This window comes from Deltaproteobacteria bacterium HGW-Deltaproteobacteria-2 (assembly GCA_002840505.1).
Classification (GTDB): domain Bacteria; phylum Desulfobacterota; class Syntrophia; order Syntrophales; family Smithellaceae; genus Smithella.
Genome location: PHBC01000001.1, coordinates 353,314 through 375,781, shown reverse-complemented (window position 1 = coordinate 375,781; position 22,468 = coordinate 353,314). Strand labels below are relative to the sequence as shown.

At 43.2% G+C, this 22,468-nt stretch carries 18 protein-coding genes and 1 pseudogene; 13 read left to right on the top strand and 6 right to left on the bottom strand.

All coding sequences use genetic code 11. The features are described from left to right. The 4 genes from CVU62_01710 to CVU62_01695 form a co-directional block, all read right to left on the bottom strand. Nucleotides 1-208: hypothetical protein (locus tag CVU62_01710; protein ID PKN38940.1), on the bottom strand; the 208-nt coding region annotated here is incomplete at its 3' end. 80 nt (nucleotides 209-288) lie between these two features. Then, complete coding sequence (locus CVU62_01705) at nucleotides 289-2,310, bottom strand: hypothetical protein (protein ID PKN38939.1); 2,022 nt, start codon at nucleotides 2,308-2,310, stop codon at nucleotides 289-291. Nucleotides 2,311-2,340: 30 nt separating this feature from the next. Further along, a complete protein-coding gene (locus CVU62_01700) occupies nucleotides 2,341-3,384 on the bottom strand; it encodes a hypothetical protein (protein ID PKN38938.1) in 1,044 nt (347 codons plus the stop codon). Between the two features lie 5 nt (nucleotides 3,385-3,389). After that, the gene (locus tag CVU62_01695) at nucleotides 3,390-5,510 is read right to left on the bottom strand and encodes a CoA-binding protein (GenBank protein PKN38937.1); all 2,121 of its coding nucleotides are present in this window, start codon (nucleotides 5,508-5,510) and stop codon (nucleotides 3,390-3,392) included. Between the two features lie 130 nt (nucleotides 5,511-5,640). Between CVU62_01695 and CVU62_01690 the strand changes: the two are divergent. The 7 genes and pseudogenes from CVU62_01690 to CVU62_01660 all read left to right on the top strand — a co-directional run bounded on the left by CVU62_01690 (nucleotide 5,641) and on the right by CVU62_01660 (nucleotide 11,170). After that, nucleotides 5,641-5,835, top strand: a pseudogene (locus CVU62_01690) (hypothetical protein). Nucleotides 5,836-5,879: 44 nt separating this feature from the next. Then, complete coding sequence (locus CVU62_01685) at nucleotides 5,880-6,482, top strand: DedA family protein (GenBank protein PKN38936.1); 603 nt, start codon at nucleotides 5,880-5,882, stop codon at nucleotides 6,480-6,482. Between the two features lie 526 nt (nucleotides 6,483-7,008). Further along, a complete protein-coding gene (locus tag CVU62_01680; protein ID PKN38935.1) occupies nucleotides 7,009-7,785 on the top strand; it encodes a hypothetical protein in 777 nt (258 codons plus the stop codon). Between the two features lie 188 nt (nucleotides 7,786-7,973). Then, nucleotides 7,974-8,459, top strand: a complete 486-nt coding sequence (locus tag CVU62_01675) for a hypothetical protein (protein ID PKN38934.1) — start codon at nucleotides 7,974-7,976, stop codon at nucleotides 8,457-8,459. 219 nt (nucleotides 8,460-8,678) lie between these two features. Further along, nucleotides 8,679-9,167, top strand: coding sequence for a hypothetical protein (locus tag CVU62_01670; protein PKN38933.1), 489 nt, complete (start codon nucleotides 8,679-8,681; stop codon nucleotides 9,165-9,167). Nucleotides 9,168-9,291: 124 nt separating this feature from the next. Then, the gene (locus tag CVU62_01665; GenBank protein PKN38932.1) at nucleotides 9,292-10,266 is read left to right on the top strand and encodes a hypothetical protein; all 975 of its coding nucleotides are present in this window, start codon (nucleotides 9,292-9,294) and stop codon (nucleotides 10,264-10,266) included. Nucleotides 10,267-10,396: 130 nt separating this feature from the next. Continuing rightward, a complete protein-coding gene (locus tag CVU62_01660; GenBank protein ID PKN38931.1) occupies nucleotides 10,397-11,170 on the top strand; it encodes a peptidase C39 in 774 nt (257 codons plus the stop codon). A 103-nt stretch (nucleotides 11,171-11,273) separates the two neighbouring features. On the opposite strand, the gene CVU62_01655 is transcribed toward CVU62_01660, so the two are convergent. Both CVU62_01655 and CVU62_01650 read right to left on the bottom strand, forming a co-directional pair. Continuing rightward, nucleotides 11,274-12,098 (bottom strand): phosphoribosylformylglycinamidine synthase, encoded by an 825-nt coding sequence (locus tag CVU62_01655; GenBank protein ID PKN39442.1) that lies wholly within the window; start codon nucleotides 12,096-12,098, stop codon nucleotides 11,274-11,276. A 16-nt stretch (nucleotides 12,099-12,114) separates the two neighbouring features. Beyond that, nucleotides 12,115-15,096, bottom strand: coding sequence for a phosphoribosylformylglycinamidine synthase (locus CVU62_01650; GenBank protein PKN38930.1), 2,982 nt, complete (start codon nucleotides 15,094-15,096; stop codon nucleotides 12,115-12,117). A gap of 266 nt (nucleotides 15,097-15,362) precedes the next feature. Between CVU62_01650 and CVU62_01645 the strand changes: the two genes are divergently transcribed. The 6 genes from CVU62_01645 to livG all read left to right on the top strand — a co-directional run bounded on the left by CVU62_01645 (nucleotide 15,363) and on the right by livG (nucleotide 22,264). Then, a complete protein-coding gene (locus CVU62_01645) occupies nucleotides 15,363-16,637 on the top strand; it encodes a DNA recombination protein RmuC (protein PKN38929.1) in 1,275 nt (424 codons plus the stop codon). Between the two features lie 96 nt (nucleotides 16,638-16,733). Continuing rightward, complete coding sequence (locus CVU62_01640; GenBank protein PKN38928.1) at nucleotides 16,734-18,077, top strand: peptidylprolyl isomerase; 1,344 nt, start codon at nucleotides 16,734-16,736, stop codon at nucleotides 18,075-18,077. Nucleotides 18,078-18,191: 114 nt separating this feature from the next. Then, nucleotides 18,192-19,334 carry an ABC transporter substrate-binding protein gene (locus CVU62_01635; GenBank protein PKN38927.1) on the top strand — a complete coding sequence of 381 codons (1,143 nt, stop codon included), beginning with the start codon at nucleotides 18,192-18,194 and terminating at the stop codon, nucleotides 19,332-19,334. A 264-nt stretch (nucleotides 19,335-19,598) separates the two neighbouring features. Continuing rightward, nucleotides 19,599-20,483: a branched-chain amino acid ABC transporter permease gene (locus tag CVU62_01630; protein PKN38926.1), complete on the top strand. Its 885-nt coding sequence runs from the start codon at nucleotides 19,599-19,601 to the stop codon at nucleotides 20,481-20,483. A gap of 61 nt (nucleotides 20,484-20,544) precedes the next feature. After that, entirely contained in the window at nucleotides 20,545-21,525 is a 981-nt protein-coding gene (locus CVU62_01625) for a branched-chain amino acid ABC transporter permease (GenBank protein ID PKN38925.1), read from the top strand. Then, nucleotides 21,512-22,264: a high-affinity branched-chain amino acid ABC transporter ATP-binding protein LivG gene (gene livG, locus CVU62_01620; GenBank protein ID PKN38924.1), complete on the top strand. Its 753-nt coding sequence runs from the start codon at nucleotides 21,512-21,514 to the stop codon at nucleotides 22,262-22,264. Before CVU62_01625 ends, livG begins: the two co-directional genes overlap by 14 nt. The last annotated feature ends 204 nt before the right edge of the window (nucleotides 22,265-22,468 follow it).

Below are 22,468 nucleotides of genomic sequence, written 5' to 3'. Positions count from 1 at the left end.
CAGCATAGGTTGTGCTGAAGGCCCAGCGAATTCCATCCAGCGTGATTCCGGACTGGACATGAAGGTTCTCTGTAACATAGACAGAATCATCGCAATTAATAAAATCATGTTGATTCACCTGCCAGTAGACGGCAATCGTGACAATAACCAGAAAAATATAAACAATCAGGTTCTTTTTTTGAGGATTAATGTTTATCTTATTTAACATCGGTTTGAATTATCTTATTTTCAATAATTTTATTTTAGTGAGCAAATGAATTTTTATATTTACTTTACGCATTCATCACTTTAACGCTTTTCTATTTTCGGCGCCAGTCGTAATGCTCTGCGGAGGTCTGCGTTATCCGATTTCAGACCTAGAGCCGTTTCATAGTCCTCAATGGCTCGCTGATGCAGGCCAAGTTTATCATAAGCAAATCCTCTGTTGTTGTAAGCCATAGCATAATCCGGCTTCAGGCGGATTGCTTCATTATAGTCCTCAATGGCGCGCTGATACTGGCCGAGTTTAGCATAAGCAAACCCTCTGTTGTTATAGAGCTTGGTATTATTATGGTCCAGACTTATGGCTTTGTTAAAGTTTTCAATAGCGCGCTGATACTGGCCGAGCTTGCCATAAGTAATGCCCCTGTTGTTGTAGGCTTTTGTATAATTTGGATTTAAAGCAATGGCTTTATTGAAATCATCAATGGCCAGTTGGTTCTGGCCGAATTTAGAGTAGGCAGATCCTCTATTGTAATAGGCCTCGGCATAATCAGGCTGGAGACGGATAGCCTGATTATAATCTTCAAAAGCCAGTTGATACTGGCCGAGCTCAGCGTAAGCATTTCCTCGATTGTAGTATGGTGGGACGTAATACGGTGTTATGCTGAGGGCCTTGTTGTAATGATCAATAGCCTCCTTAATTTTTCCTTCGCCAAACAGGATAAGGCCGAAATTATTATTCGTTCTGGCCTTATCCGGGGATTTTTTTATGCAATCAGACCATAAGGTATATTCGCTTTTCCAGATTTCATTGCGCTGATACGTTAATACAGTATTGATAGAAGCAATTATCAGCAGAATAATCACCGCAATTCTTATGTATCTTTCCCTGAAGAAATAAAAAAATACGCCGGTCAAAACCAGAAAGAAGCCAAAACCGGGCAGATAGGTACGGTGCTCGAAGATTACATTCTGGGAAATCGGAATGATGCTCGACTCCACGGACATAGTGAGGAAAAACCAGAATATCCCGAAGGAAATCAGCCGGTACTTTTTAAACAGCAAAATCCCCGCCGCTAAAATGCCAAGCAAAATGGAAAAACTTAAAAAAGTTTTTAGCTGAAAGAAACCGGTGGAAATCTGGTAATCGTAATCCAGGTTTTGATTAATCGGCAGAATGAACAAGCGAATGTAGGTCAGGATAACCCTGAACTGAGTAAAAAAATATTCTTTCATGGATATGGAATAGGAATATCCCTGGTCAGGAGGTACAGTATCGAATGGATTCCTCACAGAGGAAAGCATGAAAAACAAGAGAATAAAGATTACCAGCATAATAAAGGAAAGGATAACGCTATGATCCTTTCTTTCCAGCGTCCAGGGAACGGTCTTAAGAAAACAGTAATCATATAAGAGAATAGCGAAGGGCAAAGTAAAGACAATCTCCTTGGTGAGCATACCCAAAACAGCAGTCATGAGCGAACCGCCGAATAAAAGCTTCGGTATATTCTTGTTTCCCTGCCAGAGCTTTCCCTGGATGAAGAGAATTAAGGATAAAAGATAAAATAGTGTGGCCAGCGAGGCAAAACGCTGGGCTATATATGTTACTGATTGTGTAGCCAGGGGATGGGTTACGAAAAGCATGCCGGTCAAAAAGGCCAGCATTGTTTTATATCTGCTGATTTCGGAGGTCTTCATGACGGGAGTAGACAAAGTCAGCCAGGTCAGCCACCAGATGAGTAGTGCATTCGTCAGGTGGATGATCAGGTTAACCAGATGATATCCCCAGACATCAAGACGATGAAAATGATAGTTAAGAGCAAACGTCAAGGTGCCGACAGGGCGGCTGGGAAAAAGCTTAAGCCAGTCGCTTATTCCTGCTGAACCTATCATATCAATTTTTTCGAAAAAATTAGCGTCGTCAAAATGAAATGAACAGTCAAACGAATTGGAATAAGCAATAATGCCTGCAATGAAGATGGCAAAAATAAAGAAGAGATTATGGATATAATCTCTTCTTATCTTAGATCCTCTTTCTTCTGTATCAGCAAATTGATTGAGTTTTTGTGATGACGGGACATCCTCTTGCTTTGTTTTTTCCTGTTTCATGCCTTACGCTTGAATTGGGTTGTTGTTAAATTATTTTGCCAATTGAAGTTTTTTAATATCCACATGATCGCTGATCATCTTCTCAATTAAAGCGATTTTTTCTTTATCATCTTTTGTCGGCAGCGCTTCCAGATCATCTATTTGTTTGGCCGTCTGATAGGAATCCAGAGAAACTAAAAGTAAGGGAATGCCCATCTTTTCGGCTTTGGCAATGATATTAGATGGCGGCAAAATATTATTTGTCAAAACAATAGCTGTCGACTGACTGTCCAGCGCCGCGATAATCATATCGCTGCGGTCGCCGCTGGTGATAACGATTTTATTTTTCGTTTGAAACAACGGCTCTTTGCAAACAGCGCTTGCGGAAACCGAACCGATAAAGACATTTTCCACTATGCCGTTTAAATTGTTTTCTCCGGCAATAATTTTGGCAAACAACCGGTCAGCCAGATAGTTCACGGAAAAGAAAGGTAATTCTTTATAATAGGGAATTACACCCAGCACGTTTACGCCCAATTGTTGTATTTTGGGCAGGTAAATTTCATTGAATTCGTTAATGTTGGCAACTTTATTGATGATGACGCCCTTGAGTGTTGCCTGCTCCATCCGGACACGTTTTTTTAAAAAAATGATATCGTCAAAAATTGTGTCTTCATTGCCGCTGGCCACTACCAGTAAACCGGCATCTAAATATTGAGACAAAGAAATAGCATCCAGATAAACGGACGAGCCGTAAGTGATATCTTTTCCCGCTTCGATAAAAACGACATCTTTTTTATTGCCGACATTGGACATAAGCTCAAGTAACTTTTGTTTAGTCATTTCTTCGTCCAGCATGGACATAAGTTTGGCAGGATGGAAGCCAATGCTCATATTTTCGCCGCTTTCTTCTATTTCAAATATATTGGCTATCAATGCGGCATCATAGTCCCACAATTTCTTTTTGCGGTAGATCAGTCTTTCACCGAAAGGCTTCATATATCCGGCTTTCCTGTTCAATGCCTTGGCCAGACCAATAATAACGCTTGTTTTACCCGCGCTCTGCCGCATTGATGTTACGACTAGCTTATCCATTTATTTCACCTCTCTTCTCTTGAAAGTATTATTCTTACGTCCACGGCCTTTGCGCCCATACCTTGTTCATAAAGAACAAGAGGATTAATTTCAATATCGGAAATTCCTTTGCAATTGCGGATTACAGACCCGATCTTGATTATTGTATCCACAAGAGTGTTTATGTCGCGTATCTTCTCGCCGCGCACTCCCAGAAGCAAAGGATAAGAGCGAATTTCTTTGATCATCTCCATTATTTCCCGTCTTCCCAAAGGAACAGCACGAAAAGAAACATCTTTCATTACTTCCACATATATTCCGCCTAAGCCAACCATTACAGTCGGGCCGAAAGAACCGTCGATTCTTGCCCCGACAATCATTTCCGTTCCATTAGGTACCATTTCCGATATTGCCACACCTTCGATAACGGCGCGGGGTACGTTAGCCCGGCAATTGCGCATGATCGCTTCATAGGCGGAAATTACTTCATTTTCATTATCCAGATCGAGGGCGATGCCGCCGGCATCACTCTTATGCAAAATATCTTTGGAAACAACTTTCATAACTACCGGGTAGCCAATGTCTGCGGCACTTTTTACGGCGCCTTCGATATTCGCGGCAACAATGCTTTTAGGAACAGAAATACCGATAATTTTCATTACGTCCTGACCTTCATGGGCAAATAGAAACGACCGGCCTTCTTTACGGGCATTCCCCAAAATATTGTCAATGGCTGTCGCATCGAATTTAAAATCGGTAACTTCATCTTCTTTTTCTTCAGCATATCGTTTATAGGAATACATCGCGCCCAGAGATTCTACACCTGCATAAACATCTTCATAAACCGGGATATTTTTCCGGCGCGCCTCTCTGGTATAGTCAGCAACTGTTTCACCTCCCAATAAACCAAAGACAATGGGCTTACCGGCAGCTTTAAATTGCCGGTAGTTTTGTTCCACGGCCATGTCCAGATCTTTATTTGTAAAACGGGAACTTTCACAAAAAACTCCAATTACGGAATGAATTTCAGGGTCATGCAGAGCCGCGTTAAAAGCTTTTATGTAATCTTCAGCTTTGGCCTGACCGGTTATATCTATCGGATTTTTTGTCGAGCCGAACTCCGGTGTGGCCGGCGAGAAAATTGTTTTCAGATGGTTGAAATCATCATAAAGTTTTACATTATATTTTTCGCAGGCATCAGTGGCCATAACTCCTGCTCCGCCGCCATTGGTAATGATAACTGTGTTTTCGCCGGCCGGAAGTGGATTGTTGGCAAGAAACTTGCTCCATTCAAAAGCTTCCGTCATATTTTCAGCTCGCAGCGCTCCGCATTGCTTGATTATATCGTTAAATACAGCGTCGGAGCCGGCCAGCGAGCCTGTATGTGATGCCGCAGCCATTGCTCCCCGCGTGGACCGTCCGGACTTGATGATGACGACTGGTTTTATTTTGCTGGCGCGCTTGAGTGTTTCGACCAACCGCTCTCCTTCGCGCACCCCTTCCATATAAATGAGGATAACTTTCGTCCGGTCTTGAGTTATCATGTATTCTAAAAGGTCGCCTTCATCAACGTCGGATTTATTTCCCACGGAAACAATTGCCGAAAGGCCGACATTGCCGACAGTGGCTTGTCCGATCATGGCCAGACCTAAAGCGCCGCTCTGGGTAATGATGCCCAGATTGCCGGAAGGAATAACACTGCCGGCAAAAGTTGAGTTTAACGATACCTCTGCAGTGAAGATGCCGAAAACATTCGGTCCCAGAATACGCATTCCTTTCTCCCGGGCGGCTTCAACCAGTTTTCGCTCTTCTTCTATTTTACCAATTTCGGAGAAGCCGGAAGTTATTACAATAGCGTATTTTACGCCTTTGGCCGCGCATTCTTTTACGGAGTCCAGAACAAATTTCGCTGGAATTGTAATACAGGCGATATCAACGTCATCCTGCACATCTGATATGCTTTTGTATGCTTTAATGCCTTCAATTTCTCCGCCCTTGGGATTAATCGGGAAAATTTTATTCTTATAGCCGCCTTTGATGATGTTGCTGATTACCGCGTTGCCAATCTTGCCCTTATCATTGGAAGCTCCAATAATGGCAATTGACTGCGGCTCAAATAAATATTTGATGTTTTGATCTTTAGTCATTTAAATTCGCTCTTTAAGGAAAGTATTAATAGAACAACTAAAATCTTTTTAATGTTGACAATTTTTGTTCTTCTTGAATATGATCATTTTATAAAAATTTATTATTCTTTGTATTTTCAGTATAACATAATTATTTATGGACATAATCATTTATTTTATAGATTTTTTTATTCATTTGGATAAGTATTTGCCGGTAAATATCCAAGGTTTTGGTATTCGGGCGTATGTTATTATTTTTTTAGTTATTTTCTGTGAAACAGGCCTTACAGTAACACCAGCTTTGCCCGGCGATTCACTTTTGTTTGCCCTGGGAGCTTTTGCTGCTATACATTTTATGTTTTGTTCCAATCCATCTGAAAGGATAACTGAATGCACGAACTTATCAACGCCCTTCTTAATACCCTGAATGCCATGGGTTACCCCGGCATTTTCGTCCTGATGGCCATGGAAAGTTCCATTATCCCGGTGCCCAGTGAGTTTGTTATGCCACCTGCCGGCTACCTCGCCCATCAAGGGCAGATGAATATCTGGATAGCCATCATTATGGGTACTCTCGGCAGCCTTGTCGGCGCCTATGCCAACTACTTTGTCTCCCGCTGGCTGGGACGGCCCCTGGTGCTGAAATATGGCAAATATTTCTGGATAACCGAGAAAAAGTTCGCAAAAGTAGAAAGTTTCTTTCTGAAGCATGGCGAGATTTCGACCTTCATCGGCCGCCTGCTGCCCGTCATTCGCCACCTGATCTCCATTCCGGCCGGTATCGCCGGGATGAATCATCTCCGCTTTTCTCTTTACACCCTTGCCGGTGCCGGGATGTGGTGTACGATTCTGGCCTGGATCGGATACTTTATCGGCAAAGAGCAGGCACTCATCCTGAAGTACTCACACCAGGCCGTCATTGGCGTGATTCTCTTCAGTGCCGTTTTGATCGCCGTCTACGTTTGGAGACAGAAAAAAGCGAAGAGCTGCTGAAAATAGAAAGAAGGAGTATCTGATGCGCCAGTTTTACGAAAAGCATGGCGTCAGCGGCGTAAATCTTTTTTTATAAAAAGTTAAAAAAGCAAAATAAAAAAATTGTACCAAGGTACAATAGCCAAAAGATATAAAATATGTTTTTATAATACACTAAATTAGTTATAGAAAAAATGTGAGAAGAAAATTTATTAACACTGTCGCTATTAAAGATGAAGTGGTTTTTCTGCTCCATTTACCATAGATATCACCCTGTGGCGCCACCATCAGTTACCGATGAACATGTTAAAATTGCTATTATTAACGTTTTTTTTTGTTTGTGAAAATATAATTTCCATAATGAAACGAAAAATTGTTAGTCGAAATATCCTGTGGTTTTGTTTTGTTGCGGTGGCCATATAAAAAATAATAAATTTAAGCTTGACATTCGATTTTCACGAATATATGGTAACGTGAATAAAACTTCAACAATTGAGATGTATAAATTTCCGGATCAGTTTTAGAAGCATTAGGAGCCTGTCCAGAAATGAAAATGAATAGTAAGCCAACGAGAATAAAGTTGCTCTTGCTCAGTCGGGGTTTGTTTGTCCTGCTAACCGCGTTAATCCTTCTTTTTGTATCATCGTCAACAAGCTTTGCGCCAACGAAGATAATTGATGATTCTAAGTTTGAAAAAACCAAATCAATCAACTTTGTGGAAAAAAAGATAATGTCTGATGATGAGCTCTCCGCAACCAACGCCCAGGCTTTTTTAAGTATAACTCAAACCTCTAATCAGTATGGCAGCCAGAATGTAATCACTGTGAATCTAGGTGCCAGGGTGGATGTACTAGCCCATATTGACTCTTTCAAAATCGGCTATTGGAATAACGGTGGTAACGGCTGGGATTATGATATAACGAACTTTTATTTTGGCGGTTCCAATCAGTATACCAGTGCCAGCGCTGTTCCGCTCGTTTTAAAAGGATTATTTTTGCAGGTTGGCTTTGATAACATTTCCAGTAGCACCGACCGTAGACTTAATTATATAGATTTTGGAACGATGAGTGCCAGCGGTTCCATAACCGGAAGCTTGAATCAGCTCAATGCTATACTGACAACTGCCAGTACAGGGCAGAATAATGGTGTGATGATCCGGCAGACGTTAGGCGCAAGACAAACCATTACCTTTACCAACGATCGGATGTCTTTCTTGTTTGCATCAAAGTATAACTATACAGACGAGAACGGAAACACCACTACTAATTTAAGGGGATTTTTTCAAAAAATTCCTGATACGACCGTTGACCAACTGGGGTATTGATGAAGACCCAATTGGGGATCAGACATTAAGATACTTACTAACATCCGGAATGAAGGGTGTAAAATATTGCAGTAAGGGAGGCAGGTTTAGCTTTATATTCTTTAACCGCGGCCGGATAAAGAAGCATTTATTACAGAGGGGTGGATGATGGTTCTTTTGCTGGCGCAAAACAATTAGGAGGATTAAGCATGAAGAAGATTTTGTTGTTAACCGTTATCGCATTGTTTGTCATGATGCCTTTTGCGTCGTTTGCCAAAACAGCTATCACCGATAGCGAACTTAGTTCAGTAACCGCTCAGGAAGGTGTTACCATTGATTTCGGTACCAGCTTTTCATTAGGAAATGTACAAATTGAAACGATTTCCTGGGGTGACGGGAACGGCTTTACCGGCTACGCAAGTGCAGGCTGGGTCGGCGCTTCTGTTGACATGTCACCTGATGCTGTTACTATGAGTGGCACACTGAACATCGATGTTGGCACTAATACAACTGATGCTAGAACCGCTGTGGCAATCAAGTTGCCCAATATCAATATCAGTGGAAATATAACGTCAGTATTAAAGCTGGCACCGGATCAGGAACTCATAGCAGCCGGCAATGCAACAATAGGCACTGCTTTCATTAAAGGCCTTACTTTAAGCCCCGCTGGCACGCTGGTTATTTACGCCCATTAATACTTGATGGCCAAAAGGCGTTTGTTTAGCCTGTAAAAAAGTTTGTTAAAAGGCGTTTGTTTAAGCCGTTGTTAATGAAAAAAATGCAAAAAGAGGCATGGGCAACTGGTTTGTCCATGCCCTTTAGGCACCCGGGTGAAATAAAAGAAACAACCATTAGCGGGTTGTAACTTTAAAGAAACGCTGTAACTGGAACAACAATCGCGACGAGAGGAAAATATGAAAAAAAGTTTAGCATTGGCGGTTATTGCAGTGTTTGTAATGATACCTCTGGCATCGTTTGCCAGGACAGCTATTTCCGATAGTGAGCTTGGTTCAGTAATCGCTCAGCAAGGTGTTACCATTGAGTTCGTTAATCTTACATTAAGCAATACAAGCCTGACCTCAATGGCCTGGGGTGACGCAGGCGGTTTTACCGGTTACACCGGTGATGGCTGGGCCGGAATAGGAAGTATTACCATAACCGGCGATGTAGCGGTGATAAACGGTCCTATGAATATAGATGTCGGCACAAATGGTGGCTCCACCAGAGTTAACATCTCTTTGCCTACTGTTAGCATCGGCGGCACGGCGGGTTTGAATGTTACTGCTTCAGTGATACTGGCGGCGAGTTCTGATCTTGTAACAAATGCTACGACAGTGGGAGTTTTGGATATCAAAGGACTGAAAACTCAGGTAAGCGGTTCAGTGATGGTTTACGCTCATTGATGCGTGCAGAAAAAAATCCGGAGTAATCATGACCGGATGTTGGAATGTGCAAAAAAGCACGGGCAATTGTTCGCAAATTTCTTCTACCTCACTCTTTAAAGAGTGGCAAAATGAGGTATGACTTGTGCTAAAACATAACTTCATAAAAATTATCGCATTTATCTTAATTTCTTCGTTCTTTTTTTCTTCGTCCGTATGTGCAAAAATGCAGGCGATGAGTGATGATGATCTCATCCGGATTAATGCTGAGACCGGAATAACCATCGCCTTAAATACCGATGCTTACCTTAAGGCAACCAGTGTCGGCCTTTTTACTACGACTGCAGAAACTTCAGGAATAGTCTTACCCAATCTGGTTATTGATGGGACTATAAACACGACGGCGGACAACTATACTGATCCGTCTCCCGTTAACATAAATTCCACTATTGTATTAGATATCGGGACACTTTCCGGAAAAACCTGGGTCAACATAAGTGGTTTGAATATTTATAATGCAATGGGTTTAACCAGCAAGGGTATCTATATCGAAGATGGCGCTAATGACAGGATTTTGGGCGATCTTTATATCAGAGGTATTTTCATGGGCAGAACTCTGACCGGTGGAGCAAGTCCCACCCCGGGCTATTCTCCTCCAGGCAATACAAACGACTTTACCATGGGAGATACTCCTTTTATCCGTTTGGGAGGTCACACCGGAGGGATTGATCTTTACGCCTCGATGAATTTGTATGTGAACACGCTGGAATATCGTTATAAGCCGGCGAATTCATCGAATGAATTTAGGTTGTCGGGAATATATGCTTGCAATAGCTTCAGCGGCACTGTACAGACGCCTTCAACCTGGGTCGGAAGCGGCAATCTCAGTATAGGTCTTTATAATCCCAGTTTATACAATGTTCCGGGGGAAACCGACTATCCGGCCACTATAGATGTCGGCACCCTAAGTGGTAAAACATATTTGAGTTTAAATCTTCCACTGTCGGGATCAATAAGGATCAATGACTTTCAAATTGATGACCTTTTTAACGGAATTGGTCCGGTTGCGGTTGATGGTGCCGTCGTGAAGATGGCTATTGTGACGCTCTACTCACTCTAAAAAAATAGCCGCTAAATTCACAGATTAAAAAAAAAAGAAATAATTGACGGGCCGAGGTATTCAGCTTTTTCTTCTGCTTGATTTTCGAAGTAAGTGACGGCATCAATAGTCATAAAACATAAGGAGCTTAATGGGTGCATTAGTAATTGCCGCCATATTTGCAATTGTGGTGGGTTTTACCAGTAGTGTTTATACTGTCAGGGAGCAACCAAAATCGGAGATCAATATTGCCGTACCCGGACCCGGACCTGGTTATATCCGGGCTTATATTAATCCGCTTTCGGAAATCAAAAAAACTCATCTCATTAAACAAAGCTATGATTTCAGCTGTGGTTCTGCCGCTCTTGCTATTCTTCTCAATTTTTATCTTGGGGAAAATTTTACCGAAAAGCAGGTTATTCAGGGGCTTATCCGTTACGGTGATATCGAGCAGATAACAAAACGCCAGGCTTTCTCTCTTCTGGACATGAAAAAGTTCGTTAAGGTACTGGGTTACCAGGGCGATGGTTACAAAGTTGATATCGAGGATTTGAAAACTCTCAACACACCCTGTATAATTCCTATAAAAATTTTCGATTACCGTCATTTTGTCGTTTTTAGAGGAATCTATAAAGGGCACATATTTCTGGCCGATCCCTGGAGAGGCGATATCAGTTTTACTCTCGATGAATTTTATGACAAATGGTACGAAAAGGTTATTTTTGTTGTCTCCACGAAAGAGACTGAGAAAGTGCTGACTTTGCTGCAACTGAAAGAAAGTGACCTCAATTTTATTGACGAGGATGCTGTTCGTCAGATTATTTTTGACCACACCAATCCAACCGCAACTGCCGTCGCCGAAAGAGAATTTAAGCAAATTATAGATGCGCCCGGCGAAATTCAGTACTACAGAGGCAGGAAATAATTATTATTGAAATTTTAATTCCGAAAACGAAGCGTTGGTCGAACTATCACGCATAGGCGGAGTTTAATGCCCCGCAACTTGCGTCGTGGGGCCGTACCAGCAATTAAAATTCTTTGCTACGGATAAAATTTATTGCGTTACGAAACATTGTCAGACCTTGCCCTTCTTCCGGTAGTTTTTCCCTGGTCCAGCGTGGATGATTTGTCCGGTACAAATAAGCTTCAGGATGAGGCATCAGGCCGAAAAGCCGGCCGGATTCGTTACACACTCCGGCAATGGCATTTACTGATCCGTTCGGATTGGCCGGATAGTTGCCGGTCGGCTGGCCGCTTTTGGAGCAGTATTGGAGCGCCAAAATATTTTTCTTTTCGATTCGTTGAAGAACGGAAGAACTCTCCGGGATAAATTTACCTTCGCCGTGCCGGACAGGCAAATACAATATATCAATACCTTTTGTATAAATACAGGGGCTTTGCGCGTTTGCTTTCAGATAAGCCCAGCGGTCTTCAAAGCGTCCGGAGTCATTATGGGTCAGGGTAGCGCTCTGCCTGCCGTAATTGCCCTCCAGGGCCGGAAGTAATCCGAGTTTGATCATCAGCTGAAAGCCGTTACAAACACCTAAAATTAAATTTCCGGCATTGATGAATTTAAGTAACTGAGCGAAGAGCATTTCCTTGTGGCCTTTGATACTGGCGTGCAGGAAACGGTTGGTGCCGGCTTTTGCTGAGCCAAGATCGTCGCCATCAAGAAAGCCGCCCGGTAGATTGAGAAAAGAATAATCCTCCAGACGACGCTCTCCGTAAAGCAATTCACTGATATGCACAATATCAACGACATCGGCGCCGGACAATTTGCAGGCTTGAGCCATTTCCATTTCACAGTTTGTACCGTTTCCGGTCAAGACGATTGCTTTTACTTTGCGGGGCATAGAATCAATCCTGCTTTTAAAAATTAAGAGGCTTTTGCCAAGCATCTTTGAGTTTGCGTATTTTTTCTTTGATAATTAATTTTCCGTCCAGACCGGTTACCTGAAATAAACCGTCGCTGGTGATAAAGCCGATTTCGCTGCTGATGTTTCCGGCCATGATATTTTCAAACTTTCCTTGATCTTCCGGATGTACTGTAACTACAAAACGGCTGGCCGTTTCCGAAAATAAAATGTAATCATTTCTCTTTTTGCCCCGGTAAGGAACAAAGTTTAGATCAATATTCATTCCCAGGCCACCGGCAAAAGCTACTTCAGCCAGTGCAACAGCGAGTCCACCGTCGGAGCAGTCGTGGCAGGAAGCGATAATACCGGACTGCATAGCCTTATGTAATGCCCTGTATGTTTTTATCGCTTTTGCGGCAATGACCCGTGGAACATTATTGCCGATGACTTTTTGCGATGCAAACCACTCCGAACCGCCTAATTCATCTTTGGTTTCACCGATGATATAAACCAGATCCTGCGGGCGTTTGGCATCCATAGTAACGGCTTTTCTTGCATCTTTAATTTTACCGATAACGGAAAAAAGAAGCGTCGGAGGAATAGATATTTTCGTTTTGCCTATCTGGTAATCGTTTTTCATGCTGTCCTTGCCGGAAATACAAGGAACGCCATAAGCTGTTGTATAATCGTAGATAGCCATATTAGCACGCACCAGTTGCGCCAGTTTATATTCGCCGTCGGGTGTTTTTGCGGACTTCACGGGATCACACCAGCAGAAATTATCGAGACCGGCCAGATGGTCAATATCGGCGCCTACGGCCACGGCATTGCGGATTGCTTCGTCCATGGCACAGGCGGTCATGTGATAAGTATCAATATCGCTGTAACGCGGACAAATACCATGCGCTACGACAACTCCTTCCATGGAATCCAGAATAGGCCTGATTATTGCGGCATCGGAAGGTCCGTCATTTTCGGCGCCTACCAAAGGCTTAATTACACTGCCTCCCTGAACTTCGTGATCGTATTGACGCACCACCGATTCTTTTGAGCATATATTTAAACGGGAAAGCATTTCCATGAGCGCCTTGCCCAGATCAGATGGCGGTGCAAAACGCGGTTCTTTATTTTTAGGTTGTTTCCATTTTGCCGTAAGTGTCATTTGGGGAACGCCGGCATGGAGAAATTCCATTTCGAGGCAGGCAACAGTTTTTCCGCCAAAGAGGACATGAAAATTACCGGAGGCGGTAAATTTACCCAGAACAGTTGCTTCCACACCCATCTTTTTCGCCAGTTCCAGAAAGGACTTTATTTTTCGAGGATCAACAGCCAGCGTCATGCGTTCCTGTGCTTCAGAGACAAGAATCTCCCAAGGCTGAAGGCCTGCGTATTTTAAAGGTGCATGAATCAGATCGAATTCGCATCCTCCGGAGTAAGTCGCCATTTCGCCAATGGAAGAGGAAAGTCCACCGGCTCCATTATCAGTAATGGCGCGATAAAGTCCGCGATCACGGGCGACAAGCAGAAAATCGGTCATTTTTTTTTGAGTGATCGGATCACCGATCTGCACTGCCGTTACCGGTGATCCTTCGTGCAGCTCCTCAGAAGAAAAAGTCGCTCCGTGAATGCCGTCCTTGCCGATGCGACCGCCTGTCATGACGATCAGGTCGCCCGGTTTGATTTCTTTTTGATGCGTTGTTTTTCCCTTGATCCGTGCGGGCATTATTCCGGCTGTACCGCAGTAAACAAGGGGCTTACCCAGGAATCGTTCATCAAATACAATACTGCCGTTGACAGTGGGGATGCCGCTTTTATTCCCTCCGTGTTCGACGCCTTCGCGTACTCCTTCATAAATTCGGCGCGGATGGAGAATGCGCGGCGGCAGTTTCTTTTTATGAAAAGGAGAAGCAAAACAAAAAACATCGGTATTGAAAATCAGCTTTGCTCCGAGGCCTGTGCCAAATGGATCGCGGTTGACGCCAACAATGCCGGTAAGCGCTCCACCATAGGGATCAAGAGCGGAAGGTGAATTATGCGTTTCTACTTTAAAAACCAGATTAAAATCATCGTTGAATTTAATTATACCGGCATTATCGACAAAAACAGAAAGACAAAAATCTTTCCTGCCCTTGGCTTTGCGTATTTTTGTTGTGGAGTCTTTAATATAAGTTTTAAAGAGAGAATTAATTGTTTGTTTCTTTTTCCCGTCGCTGTAGTTGATCAGACTGTTAAATATTTTATGCTTGCAATGTTCCGACCAGGTTTGCGCCAGACATTCCAGTTCGACATCCGTAATGTTCTCGCCAAGCCCCATTTTATTTCTTGTGCCGACCGTTTTTTTGTTGCGAAAATAATCACGCATTGCTTTCATTTCCGTCAGATTTAAGGCCAGGATCCGATCCCTGCTGATTTTTAAAAGTTCATCATTGCCGGCTGCGGTCAGATTGATTTCTTCCACTGCGAGATCCGCCTTGCCTGATACTTGCGGGATATAAACCGGCATTCCGCAAGCAAAATCAAAGTCATTTTTAGAAACGATTTGATAGCGCTCGATTAAATCGTTGGCTAAAAGACCGGAAGCGATTTTTTCAGCATCATTTTTGGTGATTTTTCCGCAGATCCGGTATTGGCGGGAAGTATAAACGCCAATTTTACGTGAACCGATATTGTTGCCTAGCAGTAGTTCAATTGCTTCCCGGGCGGTTTTGCCTACATTATCGGTGACACCGGGTCTAAAGCCGACTTCGATTAGCCAATCGAAATCACCGGTCAGCGGAATGTTTATGGAAAAGTCTTGAATTACATGGTCGGAAAGAGGACCGGACGCAGCTTCTTTTAATTCATCTTTGTTCAAATCACCGGTGACTGTATAAACTTCAACGGTGCTTACTTTCTCAACCGGCAGGGAAATGTTATCGATAATCCGCCTCTTTACTTTTTCGCCTAAAGCGTCGCGAATGCCGTTTTTGAAACCAACTTCAATTCTGCTCGCCATGTTCAACCTTAATATAAGAAAATATTTTAATCCGCCTAATCAGGCGGACGCCCGATTTTATACCCAAAAGCCGTAAATTATGCAACTTACAAATATGTTCCTTAATCAATACAAGGTCTTGGCGTGATAAAGATGCCATCTGATGAAACGGCATCAGCTCCGGTCATTTCGCTTGACACACCAGTATCTGAACCGATATATTCAGCCGTCATTCTCAGGATATGCGCTTTACGGATAAATTTCATCCGGCTGGTTGCGGAGAAAAAATGGAAGTATTTCTAATAATAATTATAGTCCTGATAATCGCCGGTTTCGTTTTGTTATACTGGCGAGCCTCGCGCGGCTCTCTTGATTTTGCGAACCTTGTGAGCAGGCTGGACAATCTGCGGGATTTTCAGGAACGAACCGATCGCTCGGTGCGCGAAGAAATCGCGCGTTCGCGCGCGGAGGTGCAGGTACAGGCACAGCAGGAACGAACCGAGCTGGCCCAGTCATTTAAATCATTTGAGGGTTCGGTGCAGATGCGTCTGGCAGAACTGACCGCTGCCACTGAAAAGAAAATAGAAGCTGTCCGGCTGGTTGTTGATGAGAAGCTCAAGCAGATTCAGGAAGATAATACCCGCCAGCTCGAACTGATGCGCGAGACAGTCAATGAAAAACTGCACAATACTCTGGAAACCAGATTAGGCGAAGCTTTTAAACTGGTGAGTGATCGGCTGGAACAGGTGCATCAGGGATTGGGCGACATGCGCAATCTGGCCGCCGATGTGGGCAATTTGCAGAAGGTGCTGACCAATGTCAAGATACGCGGCACATGGGGAGAGGTGCAATTAGGCGCGCTTCTGGAAGAAATCCTTTCTCCTGAACAATATTTAAAGAATGTTAAGATACAGGAAAATGGGAGCGATTTTGTCGAATTCGCCATCAAGCTTCCCGGTCAGAGCGATTCGCCCGCTGATTCCGTGCTGATTCCGGTAGATGCGAAATTTCCGGTGGAAGATTATCAGCGTCTGCTGGACGCGCAGGAACGGGCGGATGCCGTCGCCGTGGACAGCGCTGTCCGTCAGCTTGAGGGGAGTATAAAAAAAGCTGCCAAAGACATTTCTCAAAAATATCTCGCGCCGCCCAAAACGACTGATTTCGGCATTATGTTTCTGCCTTCGGAAGGGCTCTACGCTGAGGTCATCCGCCGTACGGCTTTGGTTGCCGTTCTGCAGCGAGAACATCATATCGTTGTTACCGGTCCTACCACTTTTGCGGCACTTTTAAACAGTTTGCAGATGGGTTTCCGCACGCTGGCTATTCAGAAACGTTCCAGTGAAGTATGGAAAGTGCTGGGTGAAGTTAAATCAGCGTTCGGCAGATTTGGCGACACACTGGATGCTGTGCATAAGCGGTTGGAACAAGCCGCCAGCTCCGTGGATGATGCGCGCAAAAAATCAAAAACTATACAGAATAAATTGCGCGATGTGGAAGTACTTCCCGACACATCTGCCGGGATTATTCTTGAGGATAAAATACCTGCCGGGGAAGATCTTTAACTGGAAATTTATGTTCTTCAAGGCAGAAACTCATTAGTAAATTGCTAAAGTTTATTCATTATCTGGAAAGAGCAATTATTTGTTTATGAGGGTAAAATGGAACAAGTGGTCGAACGTAAAAAACCCGGTCGAAAGCGCACTGAACGTAAAAAAATAGAAGAAGCTCTACGCGAGAGCGAAGATAAACGACGCTTTATTCTTAAAGATATCGAAGAAGCTTATTATGAGACTGATATGGTTGGCAAATTTACTTTTATTAATGATGCGATGTGTCATTTAGTCGGATATACCAGAGAAGAATTAATCGGCAAGAGATATTGGCACCTTGTAGACGAAACAACCATTAGAACGCTGAAAGATGCCGTGGATAAAAGTTACAAAACGGTAAATATCCTGGATATGGAAGCTACCAGAAAAGACGGAACTAAATTAATCTTTGAAACGTCTATTTCTGTTATAAGAGATATTGAAGGAATACTGATCGGATTCAGGGGCATTTCCCGGGATGTCACCAAACGCAGACAACTGGAGTATGCCTTAAAAATGAATCAGGAAGAGCTGATTACGAAAAACAAGGAAATTGATGAAAGCAGAGAAAAGATTCAACTTGCCCTGGAAAAACTTGGTAAAACCTACGAAGAATTAAAAGCCTCTCAATTGAAGATTCTGCAGCAGGAGAAGATGGCTTCCATCGGCCAGCTGGCTGCCGGTGTGGCTCACGAAATCAATAATCCCCTGGCATTTATCTCCAGTAATTTGGGGACGCTCGATAAGTATATTAATCGATTAGTTGATTTTATCCAAACCCAGTCGGAGGTGATTGAATCTCTTAAGACTGAGGATGTGGTCGAGAAAATTAAAGAAAAGCGGATGGAATTAAAACTTGATTATGTTATTAAGGACGTAAAAGAACTTATCGAGGAATCTGTTGATGGTTCGGAAAGGATGAAAAAGATCATTCACGAACTTAATTGCTTTTCCAGAATGGATGAAGAAGAATATAAAGAAGCGGACATCAATGAATGTATCGAAAGTGCCGTCAGTATAGTCTGGCCCGAATTAAAATATAAAGCTATCCTGAAAAAGGACTATGGCACTCTGTCTCTTACTAAATGTCATCCTCATCAGATAAATCAAGTAATTGTAAATCTTTTAATCAATGCCGTTAATTCCATTGAAGAACAAGGTGAAATTACAATTAAAACATGGGATAAAGACCAATCAATATGGATGGCGGTGTCTGATACTGGCCGTGGAATTTCCGAGAAGAACATCGGTAAGATATTTGAGCCTTTCTTTACTACTAAAGATATTGGTAAGGGAACAGGCTTGGGCTTAAGCATTACCTATGAAATAATCCAGAGACATAAGGGGGATATTACAGTTAAAAGTGAAGTAGGAAAGGGAACAACATTTACTATAAGGATACCTGTTCTATAACAAACAACATAAATGAATTAATCAGAAGTAAATCAAGTTGATTTTTAAGATATTAATTATATCATGTTGTTTTGCGTTTGATTAGGTGACTAAATTTTTTAAATGGAGGTGTGTATGTCAAAAAGTATTTTCAGGATAGTTTTGGTTTCATTTTTTTGTTTATTACTTGGCTCAATAGTTTTTGCCGCTGAACCTGTAAAGATCGGTGCGCTGTTTTCTGTGTCCGGTCCTGCATCATTTCTCGGTGAGCCGGAACGCAATACCGCGGAAATGATGGTGGCCCAGATAAACAAAGCAGGCGGAATAAAGGGGCGCAAACTGGAACTTGTCGTCTATGATACCCAGGGCGATGCCACCAAGGCTGTACAGGGCGTCAATAAGTTAATTAAAGATGATAAAGTAGTGGCTATAATCGGACCCAGCACGACCGGTGACAGCATGGCAGTAATCCCCGTGGTTGAAAAGGCGGAAATACCCCTCGTTTCATGCGCAGCAGGTATTAAAATAACCGATCCGGTGAAGAAATGGGTATTCAAGACAGCGCAAAACGACGTTCTCGCCGTAATGAAAATTTACAAGCATCTGCAGAAACAGAAAATATCCAAGATAGCAATACTCACCGTATCGGATGGTTTCGGATCATCAGGCAGAGAACAGCTTAAATTACAGTCCAAAGAATTCGGCATGAAGATAATTTCAGATGAAACGTATGGTCCGAAAGATGACGATATGACTGTTCAACTGACAAAAATACGCGACAGCGAAGCTCAGGCGATTATTTGCTGGGGAACGAATCCCGGTCCGGCCAAAGTTGCCAGAAACGTCAAGCAGCTTGGAATAAAACTTCCCCTGTATATGAGCCATGGCGTGTCCTCCAAGAAATTTATTGAGCTTGCCGGTGAGGGAGCAGAAGGAATTATCCTTCCGTCCGGGCGTGTCATAGTTGCCGATCAACTGCCCAAATCAGATCCGCAGAAGAAAGCGCTGATGAACTATGTGAATGAGTACAGGAAAAATTATAAAGTGGAAGGTGATCATTTCGGCGGCCATGCGTGGGATGCTGTTATGCTTCTAAAGAGTGCCATGGAAAAAGGAGGGTTCTCACCAGCGGCGATTCGTGATCAACTGGAGAAAACTAAAAAGTTTTCGGGTATCGGCGGAACCTTTACGTATTCTCCGCAGGATCATGCCGGTCTTACCAGCGAAGCTTTTGTTCTGGTCAAGATTGAGAAAGGCGACTGGAAGTTAATAAAATAATAAAGTAATCAGTAACGCTGCGTCAGCGGTGCGGATGATAATGTCATCCGCACCGCGTTAATATTTATTGGCGAATCACGATATAATCTTATACCATTTATAAATCAAAGATGATATTGGGGATGTTAAGCGTATTACCGGCGTGTAATCCCATGTGACCTGGCGAGCCCCCCAAGTGACCTTTAGGTTATTCAGGGTATTAGATTATGTGTCGAGTGGCACTGTGAATAAAAAATAGGGCTTTTATTTAGAATTATATTATAAATGGATAACTCCCGGCAATTATTTCAATACATTTTATCCGGTCTTTCTAACGGCGCCATTTATGCCTTGATTGGGTTTGGTTTTGCCATGATTTATAATGCCACTGGCATCATAAATTTTGCGCAGGGCGAGTTTGTGATGCTCGGAGGCATATTGACGGTTTTTTTTCTCACCGTTTTAAAACTGTCGATCATACCGGCAATAGTTCTGGCCGTTGCTATTTCGACAATAGTCGGCGTTTGTTTTGAACGTCTGGCCATCAGGCCTCTGCAAAACGCGAAGCCGCTCAGTCTTATCATTATTACCATCGGTGCCAGCATCTTTATTCGTGGAGCAGCTATGCTTATCTGGGGAAAAGATACACATGCTTTGCCTGCTTTTTCCGGTAACGATCCTATTTATATCGCCGGCGCAACTATTCTTCCCCAACATCTTTGGATTTTTGCCGTAACTGTTTTAACCATTATGGCCGGTCGAATATTTTTTAATTACAGCATTGCTGGTAAGGCTATGCGTGCCTGCGCTTATAATTCGCAGGCTGCCGGATTAGTCGGCATAAATGTTAAAAATATGGTTTTGCTATCGTTTGCCATCAGTTCGGCTATCGGTTCTATGGCCGGAATAATTATCGCGCCGCTGACCATGACTTCCTATGATGTCGGCGTCATGCTTGGTCTGAAAGGTTTTTGCGCGGTGATTATCGGTGGAATGAGCAGCGGTTTGAGCACTGTGATGGGAGGACTTTTGCTCGGTTTATTAGAATCTTTAGGTGCCGGTTATATCTCTGCCAGCTACAAAGACGCAATTGCCTTTATCATTTTGCTGTTAATACTCTTTATCCGGCCGGAAGGATTGTTTACGAAAAAAGAGACGGAAAGGTTTTAACTTAAGAAATTCTGTAATTTTCAGCCCCACAATAATTTGAGACTGAAAGAAATTAAATATCATGAAGGAAAAAAGGCAACAAATACTTATTTTTTTAATTTTCGCGGCAGTAGTGCTCGTGGCGCCGTTTTTTTTAAAGGGTAATTATCTTTTAAATGTGCTTGTTTTTGTCGGCATCAATACCATGCTGGCCGTAGCTCTAAATTTACTGATGGGATATGCCGGGCAGATTTCACTCGGACACGCCGCCTTTTTCGGTATGGGCGCTTATATTTCCGGTGTAATCACGACCAGGTTTCCGGTAGATCCCTTTCTGATAATTATTCTGGCTGCCTTTTGTGCCGGGGCTCTGGCTTTCGTTATAGGCTTTCCTATTTTAAAACTTAAGGGACATTATCTGGCAATGGCTACGCTTGGCTTCGGTATCATCATGTATATAATTTTCAACGAAACCGTTGATTTTACCGGGGGCCCTTCAGGATTATCCGGAATACCGAATCTTCATATCGGCTCATTGATTTTTGACAATGATCTGAATAATTATTATCTGGTCTGGGTATTCACTCTGGCCGTAATGTTATTATCCATCAATTTATTCCAGTCTAGAATCGGTCGCGCGCTGAGAGCCATTCATGATTCGGAAGTGGCTGCCCGTGTCATGGGAGTTAACGCCAGAATTCTTAAGGTGCAGATTTTTACTGTTTCCGCCGTTATTTCCGCAATAGCCGGAAGTCTCTATGCCCATATCATGACTTTTATCGCTCCGGCGTCATTCGGATTCAATTTTTCCGTTGAACTGCTCACAATGGTGGTTATTGGCGGTCTGGGCAGTATTTATGGCTCATTTCTGGGTGCGGCAATTCTGACAATGCTTCCGGAATTTCTACGCGTTTTTCAGGATTTTGATATCGTTGTTTATGGATTGATGTTAATTTTAATGACTATGTTCATGCCCGGTGGTCTTGTCAGCGGCATTGAGAAATTGGCAGAATTTGCCAGCGCGAAAATGAAGATAAAAAAGGACAACAATGCTCAGGCTTAGCGGCATAACCAAAATGTTCGGCGGACTTACCGCGCTGGAAGATGTTTCTTTTTGTGTGGAGGACGGTTCGATAACCGGCGTCATCGGTCCTAACGGTGCGGGAAAGACCACGCTTTTTAATATTGTAACCGGTCTTTATACCCAGACAGCGGGAGAAGTTTATCTGGGCGAGAAAAACATTTCTTTTTTGAACACGGAGGAGCTGGCAGGACTTGGTCTTGTGCGCACGTTTCAGAATGTGGAGTTGTTCGGCCAGATGACCGTGCTGGAAAATGTCATGGTCGGACTGCATACCAGAAGCAGGAGTGGTATTTTTTCCTGCGCCTTTAAGTTGCCCGGCCATCTTAAAGAAGAAAAGTATATTCGGGAAAAGAGCATGGAGTGGCTGAAATTTACCGGCATGGCTGATCTGGCCGATATGAAGGCCGGCAATTTGCCTTTTGGTAAGGGACGACTGCTGGAAATTTCCCGGGCGTTGGCTGCCCAGCCGCGGGTGATTCTGATGGATGAGCCTGCCGCAGGTTTGAATACCAGAGAAACCGACGAACTGGCACTGCTCATCCGTAAAATAAGAAAAGCAGGCATCACGGTAACTCTTGTGGAACACGATATGGATCTGGTGATGGATATTTGTGATTCTATCGTTGTTTTAAATCTGGGGAAAAAACTGGCCGAAGGAACGCCGAGGGAAATTCAGGAGAATCCGGCGGTGATTTCCGCGTATTTGGGATCGGATTGATTGCTTTGTCCGGGGAACATTCATTTAAAATTGTTCCCGCAGAATGGAATTAAAAGTTGCAAATTAGCGACTTTGTAAAAAGTTCCAGAGGCAAGGCGTGCAAATATTGAGGAACGAGGCGTACTTTTTAGTGTACGCCGCAGTGACGAAATATACAGCACAATCCCGATTTTATCGGGACATATGGACTTTTTTCAAGGTTAC